Origin of the sequence: Streptomyces sp. NPDC001315 (assembly GCF_042896175.1) — a bacterium.
Classification (GTDB): Bacteria; Actinomycetota; Actinomycetes; order Streptomycetales; family Streptomycetaceae; genus Streptomyces.
Genome location: NZ_JBIAWZ010000030.1, coordinates 38,486 through 53,687, shown reverse-complemented (window position 1 = coordinate 53,687; position 15,202 = coordinate 38,486). Strand labels below are relative to the sequence as shown.

Genomic DNA, 15,202 nt, shown 5'->3' with positions numbered 1-15,202 from the left:
CCTCAGTCCTCGATGCCCTCCGCAGCCCGCCTCTCCCGCAGTTCCATGATCGCCCGTCGGCGGGCCAGGCGGTGGGTGCGGCGGATCTGGGCCTCCTGGTAGCGGCGCTTGTCGCGTTCCGTCTCGGGGAGCACCGGCGGTACCCGGCGCGGCTTGCCGTCGGCGTCCACCGCGGCGAAGACCAGGTACGCCGAGCCGACCTGGGTGGCGGGGGCGGACTCGTTCCACCGCTCGGCCAGGACCCGCACACCGACCTCCATCGAGGTCCGGCCGGTCCAGTTGACCTGGGCCTTCACATGCACGAGGTCGCCGACGCGGACCGGCTCGAGGAACGCCATCTCGTCCATGGACGCGGTGACGGCGGGACCGCCGCTGTGCCGGCCGGCCACCGCGCCCGCCGCGTCGTCGACCAGCTTCATGATCACCCCGCCGTGCACCGTGCCCAGCAGATTGGTGTCGTTGTGGGTCATGATGTGGCTGAGGGTGGTGCGGGAGGCGGAGGTCGGCCTGCCGGGGATGTCCGGCGTTTCCGACTCCGCTGCGAGAGCCTGGTCTGTCATGGCCTCCACCTTATGCCGAGGTCACATCCGGGGAATTTGTGTCAGCTTCGCAACAGCGGGGCCCTGATTTTCCGACGACCCTTGTAAGGCACACAGTCGGTCCCTGCACACTGGGGCCCATGAACGATTGGCCCGAGGGATGGTCCGACGCAAACGACGGCCGCCAGTACGGACGTGGCAGCGCGAGCGCACAGCCTGAGAGTGCGCGCGTGATGCGGCAGGTCCGCCGCGGCCCGACGACTCCGCCCGGACAGGGGGGCGGCTACGGCCCCGGCCCGTCCGCGCCGCCGTACGGCAACGGCATCCCGCAGCAGCCGTCGTACACCGACGGCCAGGGCTACGACGGCGCATACGACAGCGGCTACAACACCGGCCAGGTCTACGGCTCGCCCGGTGGCGGTCCCGGCGGCCCGGAGGGGCCCGGTGCGCGCGGTCCCCGGCCCCGGCCGAACTGGCGCCGCCGCATCAAGTGGACGGCGATCACCGTCGTGACCGTGCTGGTGGCGACGACCGTCGGCACGTACTTCTGGGCCGACGGCAAGCTGCGCCGCGAGGTCGACCTGTCGACGGTCATCGACCGGCCCGACGCCGGCGACGGCACGAACTACCTGATCGTCGGCTCCGACAGCCGTGAGGGCATGTCCGCCGCGGACAAGAAAGAGCTGCACACGGGCTCCGCCGAGGGCAAGCGCACCGACTCGATGATGATCCTGCACGTCGGCAGCAACGGCGACACGCTGATCTCGCTGCCCCGCGACTCGGACGTGGAGATACCGACGTACAAGGGCTCCGAGTCCGGCAAGACCTTCCAGGGCACGGGCCGGCACGTGAAGCTGAACGCGGCGTACGCGGAGGACGGGCCGACGCTGCTGGTGCGCACCATCGAGTACAACACCGGTCTGCACATCGACCACTACGTCGAGATCGGCTTCAACGGCTTCGCGAGCATCGTGGACGCGGTCGGCGGTGTGGACATCACCATCGACAAGGCGTTCAAGGACAAGTACTCGGGCGCCGACTTCAAGGCCGGCAAGCAGACCCTGAACGGTGAGGAGGCCCTGGCCTTCGTCCGCACCCGGCACGCCTTCGCCGCGTCCGACCTGGAGCGCACGAAGAACCAGCAGAAGTTCCTCGCCGCGCTGGCCCACCAGGTGGCCACCCCGTCGACGGTCCTGAACCCCTTCAAGCTCTACCCGACCATGGGCGCGGGCCTGGACTCCCTGATCGTCGACAAGGACATGGGTCTGTGGGACCTGGGCTCCATGTTCTTCGCGATGAAGGGCGTCAACGGCGGCGACGGCACGTCGATGAACATGCCGATCTCGGGCTCGACCGGCGGCAACCTCGTCTGGGACAAGGCGAAGGTGAAGACACTGGTGAACGAGCTGAACAACGACGAGAAGGTCACGGTGTCGAGTGACTGACCCGACCGGCCCGAGCACCCCGCCCGGGCACAGACCGCCGTTCGACGCGGTGCTGTGTGACGTCGACAACGTCATCCGGCACTTCGACCCGGCCGCCCTGGAGGCGCTGGAGCGCGCCGCCGGACTGGCCGAGGGCACGACGATGAAGGTGGCCTTCGCCCCGGAGGTGGACCTGCCGGTGCTGCTGGGGCTGGCCACCGAGCAGGAGTGGGTGGAGTCCATCGCCCGCGGCCTGACCGGGCTGGTGCCCGAGACGACGGCCTGGGAGCTCGGCACCGCCCTGCTGGAGTCGCCCTTCCACGCCGACGAGACGGTGGTGTCCCTGCTGCGCCGGGCCCGCACCCGGGTGCCGCTGGTCCTCCTCACCAACGCCACCCTCGGCCTGGAGGCCGACCTCGACTCGCTCGGCCTGACCGACCTCGCCGACCATGTCGTCAGCAGCGCCCGCGTGGGCCTGGCCAAACCCGACCCCCGCATCTACGAACTCGCGGCGGCCCGGGCGGGCGTACGCCTCGACCGGTGCCTGTTCGTCGACGACACCGAGGAGAACGTGGAGGCCGCGGCCGCACTGGGCATGCGGACCGTGCACTTCCGGGGGGCACCGGACCTGGCACGGGCCCTGGAGCCGCTGTTCGCCTGAGCGGGGCCGGCTAGGCCGTCCCGCGCCCCAGCAGCGCCACGTGCGGCAGCCTCAACCCGCCGTCTTCGTCGGCGAATTCGGCGCTGAGGCGGTCGTACTCCTGCCTGATGCGTACGACCGTCTCCGGGGTCTGCGAGGTGACGATGAGCCCGATCTTGGCGATGCCGGCGGCCGCGCCGCCCCACCACTCCTCGACGGTCGCGCGGTGCTCCCAGCCCAGTGCGGAGCCCTCGGCCGCCGTGAAACCGGCGTCCGTCAGCAGGCCGGCGAGGCCCTCCGGGGTCCGGGCGAAGTCCTCGGCCGGGTCGAGGCGCGGCAGATAGGCGGGCGGTACGGACCCGGCGGCCTCGCAGGCCCGCCCCAGCAGCTCCATCCCGGCCTGCCCTCCGCCGGCCCACAGCGTCACCGCGAGCCGCCCGCCCGGCCGCAGCACCCGCCGCAGCTCGGTGAGCGCGGTGCGCGGGCGGCCGACGTGGTTGAGTACGAAGTTCCCGACGACGGCGTCGAACTCACCGTCCGGGAAGGGGAGTTCGGGCAGTGTGGCGACCTGTGCGTCGATTCCGCGCCCGCGTGCCGCCGCCACCATCCCGGCGTCGGCGTCCACGGCGCGCACCCGCGCCCCGCGTGCCCGCGCCGCCACGGCCGCCGTACCCGTCCCGGTCCCGGTGTCCAGGACGTACGTCCCCTCGGTCACACCCGCCGCGTCCAGCAGCGCCCCGACCGGGTGCGCGCACAGCCGGGCGAAGCTCGCCGCGTACGCCTCCGCCCGTCCGTCCCACATCTTCCGCTCGGCCGCGTCGAAGGCCTCCGTCGCACTGATCATGCGGTCAGCCTGCCACGACGGAACGAGGGCACCCACCGTCGGTGCACGGCGGTTGCCCTCGGACACGGTCCGGCCGACGTCACATCTTGACGCCCGCCATCGAGCGGCACATCTCGGCGCAGCGGCGACACGCCTCGGCGCAGCGCATCATCTGCCGGTCGTCCGGCATGGACATACACGCCTCGGCGCACATGTCGCAGGCCTTGGCGCACATGGCGCACATCTCCGCCGACATCGGCGAGCGGCGCATCATCATGTCGGCGCACATACGGGTCATCTCGGAGCAGTCCATCAGCGCGCGCATGATCTGCATCTGGGCCTGGCCGCCCATCTGCATGCAGGAGCTCATGGTCTCCTCGCAGATGCTGTGGCAGGTCATGCAGGCGTCGACGCAGTCCTGCATCTCCTTGCTCATGGCCGTCATGGTTCCGGGCTGGGTCATGGCTCCTCCTGGGGGCGAGGGGGCCCGGGTGCGGGCCCTGTGCACTTCTGTCGTACGCCTCCCGGGAGCCGCGCGCCATCGGACGACCGCACGGCCTACGACGACCGGCCCACCCGGCTCACGGCTTCCTGCCCACCCCCGCGAAGTGCGTGACGTCGACGATGTCCGCCGCCGCCTCGTCCGGGCGCCAGCGTGAGCAGGTGACGACGCCGGGTTCGAGGAGTTCCACGGGGTCGAGGAGGCGGATCAGGTCGGCGCGGGCGCGCAGGGTCATCGGGGCCGAGCCCTGGCCGTTCCAGTACTCCACGGCAGCCGCCATCGCCTCGCCGTCGACCTCCGTGGTCGGGTGGGAGACGACCAGGTGGCTGCCGGAGGGTACGGCGTCCAGGAGCCGGCGCACGATGGCGGCGGCCTCGTCGGTGTCCAGCACGAAGTTCAGGACGCCCAGCATGCTGATCGCGACGGGACGGTCGAGGTCGAGGGTGCGGGCGGCCTCCCGCAGGATCGCCTCGGGGTCGCGGACGTCGGCCTCGACGTAGGCGGTGGCCCCCTCGGGCGTACTCGTGAGCAGGGCGTGGGCATGGGCCAGGACGAGGGGGTCGTTGTCGACGTACACGATCCGCGCCTCGGGTGCCACGCGCTGGGCGACCTCGTGGGTGTTGTCGGCGGTCGGCAGGCCGGAGCCCACGTCCAGGAACTGCCGTATCCCCGCCTCCCCGGCCAGATACCGCACCGCCCGCGCCAGGAACCGCCGGTCGGCGACGGCGGAGCGGGGCAGCGCCGGCACGAAGGAGAGGATCTGGTCGCCGACTTCCTTGTCCACGGGGTAGTGGTCCGTCCCGCCGAGCCAGTAGTTCCAGACCCGGGCCGAGTGGGACACGTCGCTGCGGAGGTCGGACATAGGGGTCGGTCTCCTTCGGGCGGGGCTGATCGGTTTACGCACCAAAGTAGACACAAGTCATCGGTTTCGATGGGCACTTGACCGACTCCGCCTCCCTACGGGAGCACCTGGGAGGAGGGGGCAGCACGCACGTCGCCCTCCGGCCCGAGGGGGCGGAGGGCGACGGTAACTCGGCGCAAGGCGTCCTTACGGCAGGTTGCGCGCCATGACGATCCGCTGGACCTGGTTCGTGCCCTCGTAGATCTGCGTGATCTTCGCGTCCCGCATCATCCGCTCCACCGGGTAGTCCCGCGTGTAGCCGTAGCCGCCGAGCAGCTGGACCGCGTCCGTCGTGACCTCCATCGCCACGTCCGAGGCGAAGCACTTGGCAGCCGCGCCCTGGAAGGTGAGGTCCTTGTCGCCGCGCTCCGACTTGGCGGCGGCCGCGTACGTCAGCTGGCGGGCGGCCTCGATCTTCATGGCCATGTCGGCGAGCATGAACTGGATGCCCTGGAAGTCGGCGATGGGCTTGCCGAACTGCTTGCGCTCCTGGACGTAGCCCTTGGCGTAGTCCAGTGCTCCTTGCGCGATACCCAGTGCCTGGGCCGCGATCGTGATGCGGGTGTGGTCCAGGGTCTTCATCGCCGTCGCGAAGCCCGTGCCCTCCTCGCCGATCATGCGGTCCGCCGGTATACGGACGTTGTCGAGGTAGACCTCGCGGGTCGGGGAGCCCTTGATGCCGAGCTTCTTCTCCGGGGCGCCGAAGGAGACGCCCTCGTCCGACTTCTCGACCACGAACGCCGAGATGCCCTTCGAGCGCTTCGTGGGGTCGGTCACGGCCATCACCGTGTAGTACTCCGACTCCCCCGCGTTCGTGATCCAGCGCTTCACGCCGTTGAGGACGTAGTGGTCGCCGTCGCGGACCGCCTTCGTCTTCATGCCTGCCGCGTCGGAGCCCGCGTCGGGCTCGGACAGGCAGTACGAGAACATCCCGTCGCCCTTGGCGAGCGGGGTCAGGTACTTCTTCTTCAGGTCCTCCGAACCGGAAAGGATCACGGGGAGGGAGCCGAGCTTGTTCACCGCGGGGATGAGGGAGGACGAGGCGCACACGCGCGCCACCTCCTCGATCACGATCACCGTCGCCAGCGCGTCCGCGCCCGCGCCGCCGTACGACTCCGGTACGTGCACGGCGTGCAGGTCGTTGGCCACCAGGGCGTCGAGCGCCTCCTGCGGGAAGCGGGCCTCCTCGTCCACCGCGGCGGCGTACGGCGCGATCTTCGCCTCGGCCAGCGAGCGGACGGCGTCGCGGAGCATGTCGTGCTCCTCGGACGGGCGGTACAGGTCGAAGTCAGCCGATCCGGCCAAGGTCTCTCACGCTCCAAGGACGCTGCGCTAATTACCGTTAAGTAACTCAAATTTTAGGGGCCTGCCCACGGGACAGGTACGTGAGCTTGGCGACAGAGGGGAAGACAACGAGGAATCTGCCCGGTGAGGGGGCGCCGCACGCCCCGACTATGCTCGGTCAGCGCATCCAACGCCGTCCACCCCAGGAGCATGCATGGCCGCCCTCAAGCTCACCGTGATCGGCACCGGTTATCTCGGCGCCACGCACGCCGCGGCCATGGCCGAGCTCGGCTTCGAGGTACTCGCCCTCGATGTCGTGCCCGAGAAGATCGAGAAGCTCGAGCGGGGCGAGGCCCCGATGTACGAGCCGGGGCTGGAAGAGCTGCTGCGTCGCCATGTCGCCGGGTTCGAGGGGAGCACCGGGCGGCTGCGCTTCACCCAGGACTGGGCGGAGGTCGGCGCGTTCGGCGACGTCCACTTCGTCTGTGTGAACACTCCGCAGAAGCACGGCGAGTACGCCTGCGACATGTCGTACGTCGAGTCCGCTCTCACGTCCCTGGCGCCGCACCTGACCCGCCCCGCCCTCGTCGTCGGCAAGTCCACCGTGCCCGTCGGCTCCGCCGACCGCCTGGCCCGCATGGTCGCCGGGCTCGCGCCGGCCGGCGAGGACGCCGAGCTGGCCTGGAACCCGGAGTTCCTGCGCGAGGGCTTCGCCGTCCAGGACACCCTGCACCCCGACCGGATCGTGGTGGGTGTGCGCAGTGAGCGGGCGGAGAAGCTGCTGCGGGAGGTGTACGCCACCCCCGTCGGGGAAGGGTCGCCGTTCGTCGTCACCGACTTCCCCACCGCCGAGCTCGTGAAGACCGCCGCGAACTCCTTCCTCGCCACCAAGATCTCCTTCATCAACGCGATGGCGGAGGTGTGCGAGGCCGCGGGCGGCGATGTCGCCAAGCTGGCGGAGGCCATCGGGTACGACGACCGGATCGGCAAGAAGTTCCTGCGGGCCGGGATCGGGTTCGGTGGCGGCTGTCTGCCGAAGGACATCCGCGCCTTCATGGCGCGCGCCGGTGAGCTGGGTGCCGACCAGGCACTGACCTTCCTGCGCGAGATCGACTCCATCAACATGCGCCAGCGCGGGCAGATGGTGGAGCTGACGCGACAGACGCTGGGCGGCGGGTCCTTCCTGGGCAAGCGGGTCGCCGTGCTCGGCGCCACCTTCAAGCCCGACTCGGACGACGTACGGGACTCGCCCGCGCTGAACGTCGCCGGTCAGATACACCTCCAGGGCGGCCAGGTGACCGTCTACGACCCCAAGGGCATGGACAACGCCCGCCGGGTCTTCCCGACCCTCGGCTACGCCGACTCGGCGTTGGAGGCCGTGCGGGGCGCCGATGTCGTACTGCACCTGACCGAGTGGCGGGAGTTCCGTGAGCTGGACCCGGCGGAGCTCGCCGAGGTCGCGGCGACCCGGCTCATCCTCGACGGGCGCAACGCCCTCGACCCCGAGCTGTGGCGGAAGGCCGGATGGACGTACCGGGCGATGGGGCGTCCGACCGCCTGAGACGGCCTGGAGCAAGGTGACGCCGGTTCGGCCGAGGCTCAGTCGGCCGAACCGGCGTCTTGCTGCATTCTGCCGCACCCGGCCGTGCCTCGACGCATGAACGTTCTGCGCGTCGCCGCTCCGTGCCGGGCCCTTACTGGTTCTTGGCCCGGTACCGGCGCATCTTCGCGCGTGCCCCGCACACCGACATCGAGCACCAGCGGCCCCGGCCGGCCGGGCTGCGGTCGTAGTACGCCCAGTGGCAGGTCACGGCCTCGCAGGCCTTGAGCCGGGTCCAGGTACCCGCGACCAGGGACTCGGCCACGGCGGCCGCGATCCGGGAGAGCAGCGGGCCCTCGGTGGCGGGGGCGAGCCGGGCGGAGCCGTCCCGCGTGTCGACCGCCACGAACAGCGGTGCCGCCGCCAGCAGCTCGCCCAGCGGGGTCACCTCGCAGTGCGGCGGATGGCCGGCGTGGGCGAGCAGCGCCGCCCGCAGTGATTCGCGCAGGTCGCGGACGTCCGGCAGCTCGTCCTGGGCGAGCCCGAAGCGGGCCCTGCCGTCGGCCGTGTCGAGCGCGTCGACGCCCGTCTCGATGTCCAGCGTGTTCACCAAGGACTCGATCAGAGCCAGGCCGCCCGGCGCGGGCGATCTTTCACTCATGGCCGCACGCAACCTCCCGTCCCGCTACCGAATCCCCCTTGCGACGTTACCTCCATTGGGGGAGCATGCGGTAACGGTAACTGGTTACCCGCTTCTACAGGTAACCCCTGTGCGGGTACCCCGACAGGCAACACCGATCGAGGAGGAAGTCATGGCACTCGCCAAGCTGGACGTCGTCGTCCTGGACTGTCCCGACCCCCTTGCGCTGGCCGGTTTCTACGCCGAGGTGCTGGGCGGCACCGTGGAGGAGAACGAGGACTGGGTGGACCTGAAGCTGGCCGACGGTCAGGCGCTGGCGTTCCAGGCCGCTCCGGGGTACGTACCGCCGAGGTGGCCCGCGCCCGACGCCTCGCAGCAGTTCCATCTGGACCTGACGGTGGACGATCTGGACGCGGCCGAGAAGGGCGTCCTGGCGCTCGGCGCGCGGCCCCTGGACACCGAGGACCGCTCACGCAGCTTCCGGGTCTACGCGGATCCGGCGGGGCACCCGTTCTGCCTGTGCGCCGGCTGAACGCCGGGGCGCGGCCGCTGGGCCTGGAGGACAGCGAGAAGAACGACCGGCTCTGTCAGCCCTCCCGGGCCGCCTCGATCACCTCGTCGAGCGTGTTCCGGGAGCGCACCAGGTCGGCGATCATCCGGTCGATGCGCTCGCGCTCGGCGGCGAGGTCGGCGACCAGCTTCGGCGTGGCGATCGCCGAGGGGCCGCCGTCCGCGTCCCGCATGCACGGCAGCAGCTGCGCGATCTTCGAGCTGTGCAGCCCCGCCGCGAACAGCTCCTGGATCAGCACGACCCGGTCGACGGCCGCCTCCGGGTAGTCCCGCTGCCCGCCGGGCGTCCGCGCGGCCGTCAGCAGGCCCTGGGTCTCGTAGTAGCGCAGCGACCGCTCGCTGACGTTGGTGCGCCGGGCCAGTTCACCGATCCGCATCCCGTCCCCCAAGCCACGTGAACCTGCCCCTGATGTCAGCGGACCGGTACCTGATGTACGTGGGCGGGGCGGCCGGCTGCACCGACCGCCCCGCCCTGGACGGTCATCCGTCGAGTGACTCGATCGTCGCGTTGGACGGCGGGCGGGTGGCCTGAAGGTCCCGTGCCACGTCCTCGGCCGCGCCCAGCACCCGTACCGAGTTCTGCCAGGTCAGCTTGGCCAGGTCGGGCCTGGACCAGCCGCGGTCGAGGAGTTCGGCGATCAGGTTCGGGTAGCCGGAGACGTCGCTGAGGCCGTCGGGGGTGAACGCCGTGCCGTCGTAGTCGCCGCCGATGCCGAGGTGGTCGATGCCGGCGACCTCGCGCATGTGGTCCAGGTGGTCCGCCACCGTCGCGGTCGTGGCGACCGGGCGCGGGTGCGCCTCCTCGAAGTCGCGGTGGACCTTCATCGCCTCGGCGGTGGTGTCGAGGTGGTGGAAGCCGTGCGCGCGCATGTTCTCGTCGGCCGCGGCCGTCCAGTCGACCGCCGCCTGGAGCACGAACTTCGGCACGAACGTCACCATGGCGATGCCGCCGTTGGCGGGCAGCCGCTCCAGGACGTCGTCCGGGATGTTGCGCGGGTGGTCGCAGACGGCGCGGGACGAGGAGTGGGAGAAGATCACCGGCGCGGACGTGGTGTCCAGCGCGTCGCGCATGGTCGTCGCCGCCACGTGGGAGAGGTCGACGAGCATGCCGAGGCGGTTCATCTCCCGGACCACCTCGCGGCCGAAGGCCGACAGGCCGCCGACCGCCGGCTTGTCGGTCGCCGAGTCCGCCCACGCCACGTTGTCGTTGTGGGTCAGGGTCAGGTAGCGGACGCCGAGGTCGTACAGCCCCCGCAGCGTGCCGAGGGAGTTGGCGATCGAGTGGCCGCCCTCCGCGCCCATGAGGGAGGCGATACGGCCCTCGGAGCGCGCGGCCTCCATGTCCGCCGCCGTCAGCGCCTGCCGCAGGTCCGCCGGGTGGCGGGCGAGCAGCTGCCGTACGCAGTCGATCTGTTCCAGCGTCGAGGGCACCGCGTCGGGCAGGTCCGAGCGGACGTACACCGACCAGTACTGCGCGCCGACCCCGCCCTCGCGCAGGCGGGGGATGTCGGTGTGCAGGTGGGCGTTCTGGTGGGTGGCGATGTCGCGGGCGTCGAGGTCGTAGCGGACCTGCTCGCGCAATGCCCAGGGGAGGTCGTTGTGACCGTCGACGACGGGGAATTCGGCGAGGAGCGCGCGGGCTTCGTCGAGGGACGTCATGCGCGCACTCACTTCCCGAAGCCGAAGCCGTTGTTCCCGCCGTCGACCTTGGCGCGCAGGCGCTTGCCCTTCTCGGTGGCCTGGTCGTTCAGCTCCTGCTGGAAGTCCCGCATCCGGGCGAGGAGGTCCCCGTCGTGGGCGGCCAGGATGCGGGCCGCGAGCAGGCCCGCGTTGCGGGCACCGGCGACGGAGACGGTCGCGACGGGGACGCCGGCCGGCATCTGCACGATCGACAGCAGCGAGTCCATGCCGTCCAGGTACTTCAGCGGCACCGGAACGCCGATGACCGGCAGCGGGGTGACCGAGGCCAGCATGCCGGGCAGGTGGGCGGCGCCGCCCGCGCCCGCGATGATCACCTTGATGCCCCGGTCCGAGGCCTGCTCGCCGTACGTGATCATCTCGCGCGGCATGCGGTGCGCGGAGACGACGTCGACCTCGTACGCGATCTCGAACTCGTCGAGGGCCTGGGCGGCGGCCTCCATGACGGGCCAGTCGGAGTCCGACCCCATGACGATGCCTACAACAGGGCTCATTCGGTGATCGTGCCTCTCAGGTAGCCGGCTGCGTGACGGGCACGCTCAAGGACGTCTTCCAGGTCGTCGCCGTAGGTGTTGACGTGGCCCACCTTGCGGCCGGGCTTCACGTCCTTGCCGTACATGTGGATCTTCAGCTGGGGGTCGCGGGCCATGCAGTGCAGATACGCGCCGTACATGTCCGGGTAGTCGCCACCGAGGACGTTCACCATGACCGTCCACGGCGCGCGCGGGCGCGGGTCGCCGAGGGGCAGGTCGAGGACGGCCCGGACGTGGTTGGCGAACTGGGACGTGATCGCGCCGTCCTGGGTCCAGTGGCCCGAGTTGTGCGGGCGCATGGCGAGTTCGTTGACGAGTATGCGGCCGTCCGCCGTCTGGAACAGCTCGACGGCGAGGTGGCCGACGACGCCGAGTTCCTTGGCGATACGCAGTGCCATCTCCTCGGCCTGGAGGGCGAGGCCCGCGTCGAGACCGGGGGCGGGGGCGATGACCGTGTCGCAGACGCCGTTCACCTGGCGGGACTCGACCACGGGGTAGGCGACCGCCTGGCCGTGCGGGGAGCGTACGACGTTCGCCGCCAGCTCCCGTACGAAGTCGACCTTCTCCTCGGCGAGGACCGGAACGCCTGCCAGGAAGGGGGCGGCGGCCTCCTCTGCGGAGTCCACGACCCACACGCCCTTGCCGTCGTAGCCGCCGCGGACGGTCTTGAGGACGACCGGGAAGCCTCCCCCACCTTCGGCGGCGAAGGCCACCACGTCCTGCGGATCAGAAACGATGCGGTGCCGCGGGCACGGCACACCGATCGCGTCGAGCTTCGCCCGCATCACGCCCTTGTCCTGGGCGTGCACGAGCGCGTCGGGACCCGGGCGGACGGGGATGCCGTCCGCCTCCAGGGCCCTGAGGTGCTCGGTGGGCACATGTTCGTGATCGAACGTGATCACGTCGCACCCACGCGCGAATGCGCGCAGCGTCTCCAGGTCGCGGTAGTCGCCGACGACGACTTCGCTCACGACCTGTGCCGCGGAATCCTGAGGGGTGTCACTGAGGAGCTTGAACCTGATGCCGAGCGGGATGCCTGCCTCGTGCGTCATACGAGCGAGCTGACCGCCGCCGACCATGCCGACTACCGGGAACGTCACGCCCCTAGGGTATCGGCCACGGCGGGACGGCCGGATTCCGCTCCTCTTACCGACCGCTTTCCCGCCCCATACCCGGCCTTTCCCGGCTTCTTGCCGTCCTGTGTCCGACCTGTGAGCCCGTCCACAGGAAAGCCCGAGGGGCGGCGGTTAGCATGACTGGGTTGACGTAAACCGACCCGGACGGGGGCACGCACAGCCATGGAACACGGTTCCTCGGGGCTGCGACGACTCGGACGCGAGGTCGCGAAGTTCGGCGCCGTCGGTGGCGCGGGGCTTCTGGTCAATCTCGGTGTGTTCAACCTGGTACGGCATGTGACGGACCTTCCCGTCGTGCGGGCCAGCGTCATCGCCACCGTCGTCGCCATCGTCTTCAACTACATCGGCTTCCGGTACTTCACGTACCGGGACCGTGACAAGGGCGGCCGTACGAAGGAACTGACCCTGTTCCTGCTGTTCAGCGTGGTCGGGCTCGTGATCGAGAACGGTGTGCTGTACGCGGCGACGTACGGGTTCGGCTGGGACAGCCCGCTGCAGAGCAACGTCTTCAAGTTTTTCGGCATCGGCGTCGCCACGCTGTTCCGGTTCTGGTCGTACCGCTCGTGGGTGTTCAAGGCGCTGCCCGCGCGGGAGGCCGTCGCGGACGCGGAGTCCCTGTTGGAAGCGGAGTCGAAGAAGCCTCGGTCCAAGCAGCGGGTGAGCTGACTCGGTCCAAGCAGCGGGTGAGCTGACTCGGTCCAGGCAGCGGGTGAGCTGACCTCCCCCCGGGCCCGGCCGCCGCGGATTCCTCAGCGGACCGTCGGCTCGTCCCCGTCCACCACCGGCCTCTTCAGGGGCGTACGCGACAGGAACAGCCCGAACACCGGCGGCTGTGCCTGGAGCATCTCCAGACGGCCGCCGTCCGCCTCCGCGAGGTCCCGGGCGACCGCGAGGCCGATGCCCGTCGAGTTGCGGCCGCTGATCGTGCGCTCGAAGATGCGCGCCCCCAGGTCGGCCGGGACGCCGGGGCCCTCGTCCGTCACCTCGACGACCGCCTGGTTGCCGGTGACGCGCGTACGCAGGGCGACCGTGCCCCCGCCGTGCATGAGCGAGTTTTCGATCAGGGCCGCCAGCACCTGGGCCACCGCGCCGGGCGTCCCGACGGCCCGGAGATGACGCTTGCCCGAGCTGACGATGGCGCGGCCCACGCCGCGGTACGCCGGGCGCCACTCCGCGAGCTGCTGATGGATGACCTCGTCGAGGTCGAAGGAGACGGCGGAGCCGGTGCGGGGGTCGCGGGCGTTCGTCAGGAGCCGCTCCACCACGTCCGTCAGGCGTTCCACCTGCGTCAGCGCGATGGTCGCCTCCTCCTTCACCGTGTCCGGGTCGTCGGTGAGGGTGATCTCCTCCAGCCGCATGGAGAGCGCGGTGAGGGGCGTACGCAGCTGGTGGGAGGCGTCGGCGGCCAGGCGCCGCTCGGCGGTGAGCATCCGGGCGATGCGCTCGGCGGAGGAGTCGAGGACGTCCGCGACCCGGTCCAGCTCGGGGACGCCGTACCGCTTGTGCCGGGGGCGCGGGTCGCCCGAGCCGAGGCGTTCGGCGGTCTCCGCGAGGTCGGTGAGGGGCGAGGCGAGGCGGTTGGCCTGGCGGACCGCGAGGAGTACCGCGGCCACGACGGCCAGCAGCGCCACCGCCCCGATGATCAGCAGCGTGCGGCCGACCTCCCTGGTCACGGACGAGCGCGGCTCCTCGACCGTGACCGTCTCGCCCTCCTCGCCCTTCGCGGTGGAGCGGATCACCTCACCGGTCGGCTTGGTGCCGACCTCGATGGCCCGCTCCCCCGGCATCAGGATCCGGGCGTAGCGTTCCTGCGCGACCTGGCCGCGCAGTATCTCCGCGTTGACGGTCTCGTCGCCGAGCAGCCGGCTGTCCACGATGCTGGCCAGCCGCAGGGCCTCGGAGTCCACGCGCTCCTGGGCGCTGTTGCTGATCGTCCGGGTCTCGACGATCACCAGGGACACGCCGAAGACGGCGATGACGACGAGCACCACGGCGAGCGTGGACTGGATCAGTCGACGGCGCATGTCCTTTTACGCATGTCCTCTTGCCTAGCGGGAGACGGGGTACAGCTCTCTCAGCTCTTCTCGAAGCGGAAGCCCACTCCTCGTACCGTGGCGATGTAGCGGGGGTTCGCCGCGTCGTCGCCGAGCTTCTTGCGCAGCCAGGAGATGTGCATGTCGAGGGTCTTGGTCGACGACCACCAGGTGGTGTCCCAGACCTCGCGCATCAGCTGGTCGCGAGTGACGACCCGGCCCGCGTCGCGGACCAGCACCCGCAGCAGGTCGAACTCCTTGGCGGTGAGCTGGAGCTCCTCGTCGCCCATCCACGCGCGGTGCGACTCGACGTCGATGCGCACGCCGTGGGTGGCGGGCGGCTGCTGCGGCTCGGCGGCGCCGCGCCGCAGCAGGGCGCGGACGCGGGCCAGCAGTTCGGCGAGCCGGAAGGGCTTGGTGACGTAGTCGTCGGCACCCGCGTCGAGCCCGACGACGGTGTCCACCTCGTCGGCGCGCGCGGTCAGGATGAGGATGGGCACGGCGTGGCCTTCGGCACGCAGCCGGCGCGCGACCTCGAGGCCGTCCATGCCGGGCAGGCCCAGGTCCAGCACGACCAGGTCGACACCGCCCTGCATTCCTGCGTCGAGCGCGGTGGGGCCGTCCTCACGCACCTCGACCTCGTACCCTTCGCGGCGCAGTGCGCGGGCCAGCGGCTCCGAGATGGACGCGTCGTCCTCGGCGAGCAGTACACGGGTCATGAGCTGATGGTAGACCGCCCCGGGCGGGCGCCGAGGTGTGATCGCCCTTGCGGTTTCTTACCCAGGGACATGCCGGACACAGTTCCTGTGAATCGTCCTGTGGACGTCCCCCGAATCCTCCCGCGATCTTGGTACGGACCTGTGGTCGAGGGATGTCATCCTGGTATCAACCTTCGAATAGGCGTGCGCGGTTCCATGATCGCCTGTGATCCGCGTCTCA

General features: G+C 70.6%; 17 protein-coding genes. 5 read left to right on the top strand and 12 right to left on the bottom strand.

The features are described 5' to 3' along the window. Positions 1 to 2: 2 nt before the first annotated feature. Complete coding sequence (locus ACFY16_RS39795; RefSeq protein ID WP_390652118.1) at positions 3 to 560, bottom strand: acyl-CoA thioesterase; 558 nt, start codon at positions 558 to 560, stop codon at positions 3 to 5. 119 nt (positions 561 to 679) lie between these two features. On the opposite strand from ACFY16_RS39795, the gene ACFY16_RS39790 reads away from it, so the two are divergent. Both ACFY16_RS39790 and ACFY16_RS39785 read left to right on the top strand, forming a co-directional pair. Beyond that, positions 680 to 1,984, top strand: a complete 1,305-nt coding sequence (locus ACFY16_RS39790; RefSeq protein WP_390652117.1) for an LCP family protein — start codon at positions 680 to 682, stop codon at positions 1,982 to 1,984. Next, entirely contained in the window at positions 1,977 to 2,624 is a 648-nt protein-coding gene (locus ACFY16_RS39785) for an HAD family hydrolase (RefSeq protein ID WP_390652116.1), read from the top strand. Before ACFY16_RS39790 ends, ACFY16_RS39785 begins: the two co-directional genes overlap by 8 nt. 10 nt (positions 2,625 to 2,634) lie before the next feature. On the opposite strand, the gene ACFY16_RS39780 is transcribed toward ACFY16_RS39785, so the two are convergent. The 4 genes from ACFY16_RS39780 to ACFY16_RS39765 all read right to left on the bottom strand — a co-directional run bounded on the left by ACFY16_RS39780 (position 2,635) and on the right by ACFY16_RS39765 (position 6,134). Then, positions 2,635 to 3,447, bottom strand: a complete 813-nt coding sequence (locus ACFY16_RS39780; protein WP_390652115.1) for a class I SAM-dependent methyltransferase — start codon at positions 3,445 to 3,447, stop codon at positions 2,635 to 2,637. Positions 3,448 to 3,526: 79 nt separating this feature from the next. Further along, the gene (locus tag ACFY16_RS39775) at positions 3,527 to 3,889 is read right to left on the bottom strand and encodes a four-helix bundle copper-binding protein (RefSeq protein ID WP_390652114.1); all 363 of its coding nucleotides are present in this window, start codon (positions 3,887 to 3,889) and stop codon (positions 3,527 to 3,529) included. 118 nt (positions 3,890 to 4,007) lie between these two features. Beyond that, positions 4,008 to 4,790, bottom strand: a complete 783-nt coding sequence (locus ACFY16_RS39770) for an SAM-dependent methyltransferase (protein ID WP_390652113.1) — start codon at positions 4,788 to 4,790, stop codon at positions 4,008 to 4,010. 186 nt (positions 4,791 to 4,976) lie between these two features. Beyond that, positions 4,977 to 6,134: an acyl-CoA dehydrogenase gene (locus tag ACFY16_RS39765; protein WP_390652112.1), complete on the bottom strand. Its 1,158-nt coding sequence runs from the start codon at positions 6,132 to 6,134 to the stop codon at positions 4,977 to 4,979. A gap of 193 nt (positions 6,135 to 6,327) precedes the next feature. Between ACFY16_RS39765 and ACFY16_RS39760 the strand changes: the two genes are divergently transcribed. Further along, complete coding sequence (locus ACFY16_RS39760) at positions 6,328 to 7,674, top strand: UDP-glucose dehydrogenase family protein (protein WP_390652111.1); 1,347 nt, start codon at positions 6,328 to 6,330, stop codon at positions 7,672 to 7,674. Positions 7,675 to 7,807: 133 nt separating this feature from the next. Here the strand turns inward: ACFY16_RS39760 and ACFY16_RS39755 are convergent, their stop codons facing one another. Further along, positions 7,808 to 8,314 (bottom strand): CGNR zinc finger domain-containing protein, encoded by a 507-nt coding sequence (locus ACFY16_RS39755; RefSeq protein ID WP_390652110.1) that lies wholly within the window; start codon positions 8,312 to 8,314, stop codon positions 7,808 to 7,810. Between the two features lie 151 nt (positions 8,315 to 8,465). Between ACFY16_RS39755 and ACFY16_RS39750 the strand changes: the two genes are divergently transcribed. Then, positions 8,466 to 8,825 (top strand): VOC family protein, encoded by a 360-nt coding sequence (locus ACFY16_RS39750; RefSeq protein WP_390652109.1) that lies wholly within the window; start codon positions 8,466 to 8,468, stop codon positions 8,823 to 8,825. Positions 8,826 to 8,880: 55 nt separating this feature from the next. On the opposite strand, the gene ACFY16_RS39745 is transcribed toward ACFY16_RS39750, so the two are convergent. From ACFY16_RS39745 to ACFY16_RS39730, 4 genes are all read right to left on the bottom strand, one after another. Next, on the bottom strand, positions 8,881 to 9,240 hold the full coding sequence (locus ACFY16_RS39745) for a MerR family transcriptional regulator (RefSeq protein ID WP_390652144.1): 360 nt from the start codon (positions 9,238 to 9,240) through the stop codon (positions 8,881 to 8,883). 103 nt (positions 9,241 to 9,343) lie between these two features. Further along, positions 9,344 to 10,522: a dipeptidase gene (locus ACFY16_RS39740; protein ID WP_390652108.1), complete on the bottom strand. Its 1,179-nt coding sequence runs from the start codon at positions 10,520 to 10,522 to the stop codon at positions 9,344 to 9,346. 8 nt (positions 10,523 to 10,530) lie between these two features. Continuing rightward, positions 10,531 to 11,055: a 5-(carboxyamino)imidazole ribonucleotide mutase gene (purE, locus tag ACFY16_RS39735; RefSeq protein ID WP_390652107.1), complete on the bottom strand. Its 525-nt coding sequence runs from the start codon at positions 11,053 to 11,055 to the stop codon at positions 10,531 to 10,533. After that, complete coding sequence (locus ACFY16_RS39730) at positions 11,052 to 12,194, bottom strand: 5-(carboxyamino)imidazole ribonucleotide synthase (RefSeq protein WP_390652106.1); 1,143 nt, start codon at positions 12,192 to 12,194, stop codon at positions 11,052 to 11,054. Before ACFY16_RS39730 ends, purE begins: the two co-directional genes overlap by 4 nt. 198 nt (positions 12,195 to 12,392) lie before the next feature. Here ACFY16_RS39730 and ACFY16_RS39725 point away from each other — a divergent pair, with 198 nt between their 5' ends. Then, complete coding sequence (locus tag ACFY16_RS39725) at positions 12,393 to 12,896, top strand: GtrA family protein (RefSeq protein ID WP_390652105.1); 504 nt, start codon at positions 12,393 to 12,395, stop codon at positions 12,894 to 12,896. An 83-nt stretch (positions 12,897 to 12,979) separates the two neighbouring features. On the opposite strand, the gene ACFY16_RS39720 is transcribed toward ACFY16_RS39725, so the two are convergent. Together ACFY16_RS39720 and ACFY16_RS39715 are read right to left on the bottom strand one after the other, a co-directional pair. Continuing rightward, on the bottom strand, positions 12,980 to 14,254 hold the full coding sequence (locus ACFY16_RS39720; RefSeq protein WP_390652104.1) for an ATP-binding protein: 1,275 nt from the start codon (positions 14,252 to 14,254) through the stop codon (positions 12,980 to 12,982). 50 nt (positions 14,255 to 14,304) lie between these two features. After that, positions 14,305 to 14,982, bottom strand: a complete 678-nt coding sequence (locus ACFY16_RS39715; protein ID WP_064533465.1) for a response regulator transcription factor — start codon at positions 14,980 to 14,982, stop codon at positions 14,305 to 14,307. Positions 14,983 to 15,202: the final 220 nt, after the last annotated feature.

What these genes read in the sequence shown, in the direction of transcription:
- ACFY16_RS39745 (WP_390652144.1), bottom strand. Translation starts at nt 9,240, where the DNA reads ATGCGGATCGGTGAACTGGCCCGGCGCACCAACGTCAGCGAGCGGTCG.
- ACFY16_RS39755 (WP_390652110.1), bottom strand. Translation starts at nt 8,314, where the DNA reads ATGAGTGAAAGATCGCCCGCGCCGGGCGGCCTGGCTCTGATCGAGTCC.
- ACFY16_RS39790 (WP_390652117.1), top strand. Translation starts at nt 680, where the DNA reads ATGAACGATTGGCCCGAGGGATGGTCCGACGCAAACGACGGCCGCCAG.
- ACFY16_RS39775 (WP_390652114.1), bottom strand. Translation starts at nt 3,889, where the DNA reads ATGACCCAGCCCGGAACCATGACGGCCATGAGCAAGGAGATGCAGGAC.
- purE (WP_390652107.1), bottom strand. Translation starts at nt 11,055, where the DNA reads ATGAGCCCTGTTGTAGGCATCGTCATGGGGTCGGACTCCGACTGGCCC.
- ACFY16_RS39770 (WP_390652113.1), bottom strand. Translation starts at nt 4,790, where the DNA reads ATGTCCGACCTCCGCAGCGACGTGTCCCACTCGGCCCGGGTCTGGAAC.
- ACFY16_RS39750 (WP_390652109.1), top strand. Translation starts at nt 8,466, where the DNA reads ATGGCACTCGCCAAGCTGGACGTCGTCGTCCTGGACTGTCCCGACCCC.
- ACFY16_RS39780 (WP_390652115.1), bottom strand. Translation starts at nt 3,447, where the DNA reads ATGATCAGTGCGACGGAGGCCTTCGACGCGGCCGAGCGGAAGATGTGG.
- ACFY16_RS39715 (WP_064533465.1), bottom strand. Translation starts at nt 14,982, where the DNA reads ATGACCCGTGTACTGCTCGCCGAGGACGACGCGTCCATCTCGGAGCCG.
- ACFY16_RS39740 (WP_390652108.1), bottom strand. Translation starts at nt 10,522, where the DNA reads ATGACGTCCCTCGACGAAGCCCGCGCGCTCCTCGCCGAATTCCCCGTC.
- ACFY16_RS39720 (WP_390652104.1), bottom strand. Translation starts at nt 14,254, where the DNA reads ATGCGCCGTCGACTGATCCAGTCCACGCTCGCCGTGGTGCTCGTCGTC.
- ACFY16_RS39795 (WP_390652118.1), bottom strand. Translation starts at nt 560, where the DNA reads ATGACAGACCAGGCTCTCGCAGCGGAGTCGGAAACGCCGGACATCCCC.
- ACFY16_RS39725 (WP_390652105.1), top strand. Translation starts at nt 12,393, where the DNA reads ATGGAACACGGTTCCTCGGGGCTGCGACGACTCGGACGCGAGGTCGCG.
- ACFY16_RS39760 (WP_390652111.1), top strand. Translation starts at nt 6,328, where the DNA reads ATGGCCGCCCTCAAGCTCACCGTGATCGGCACCGGTTATCTCGGCGCC.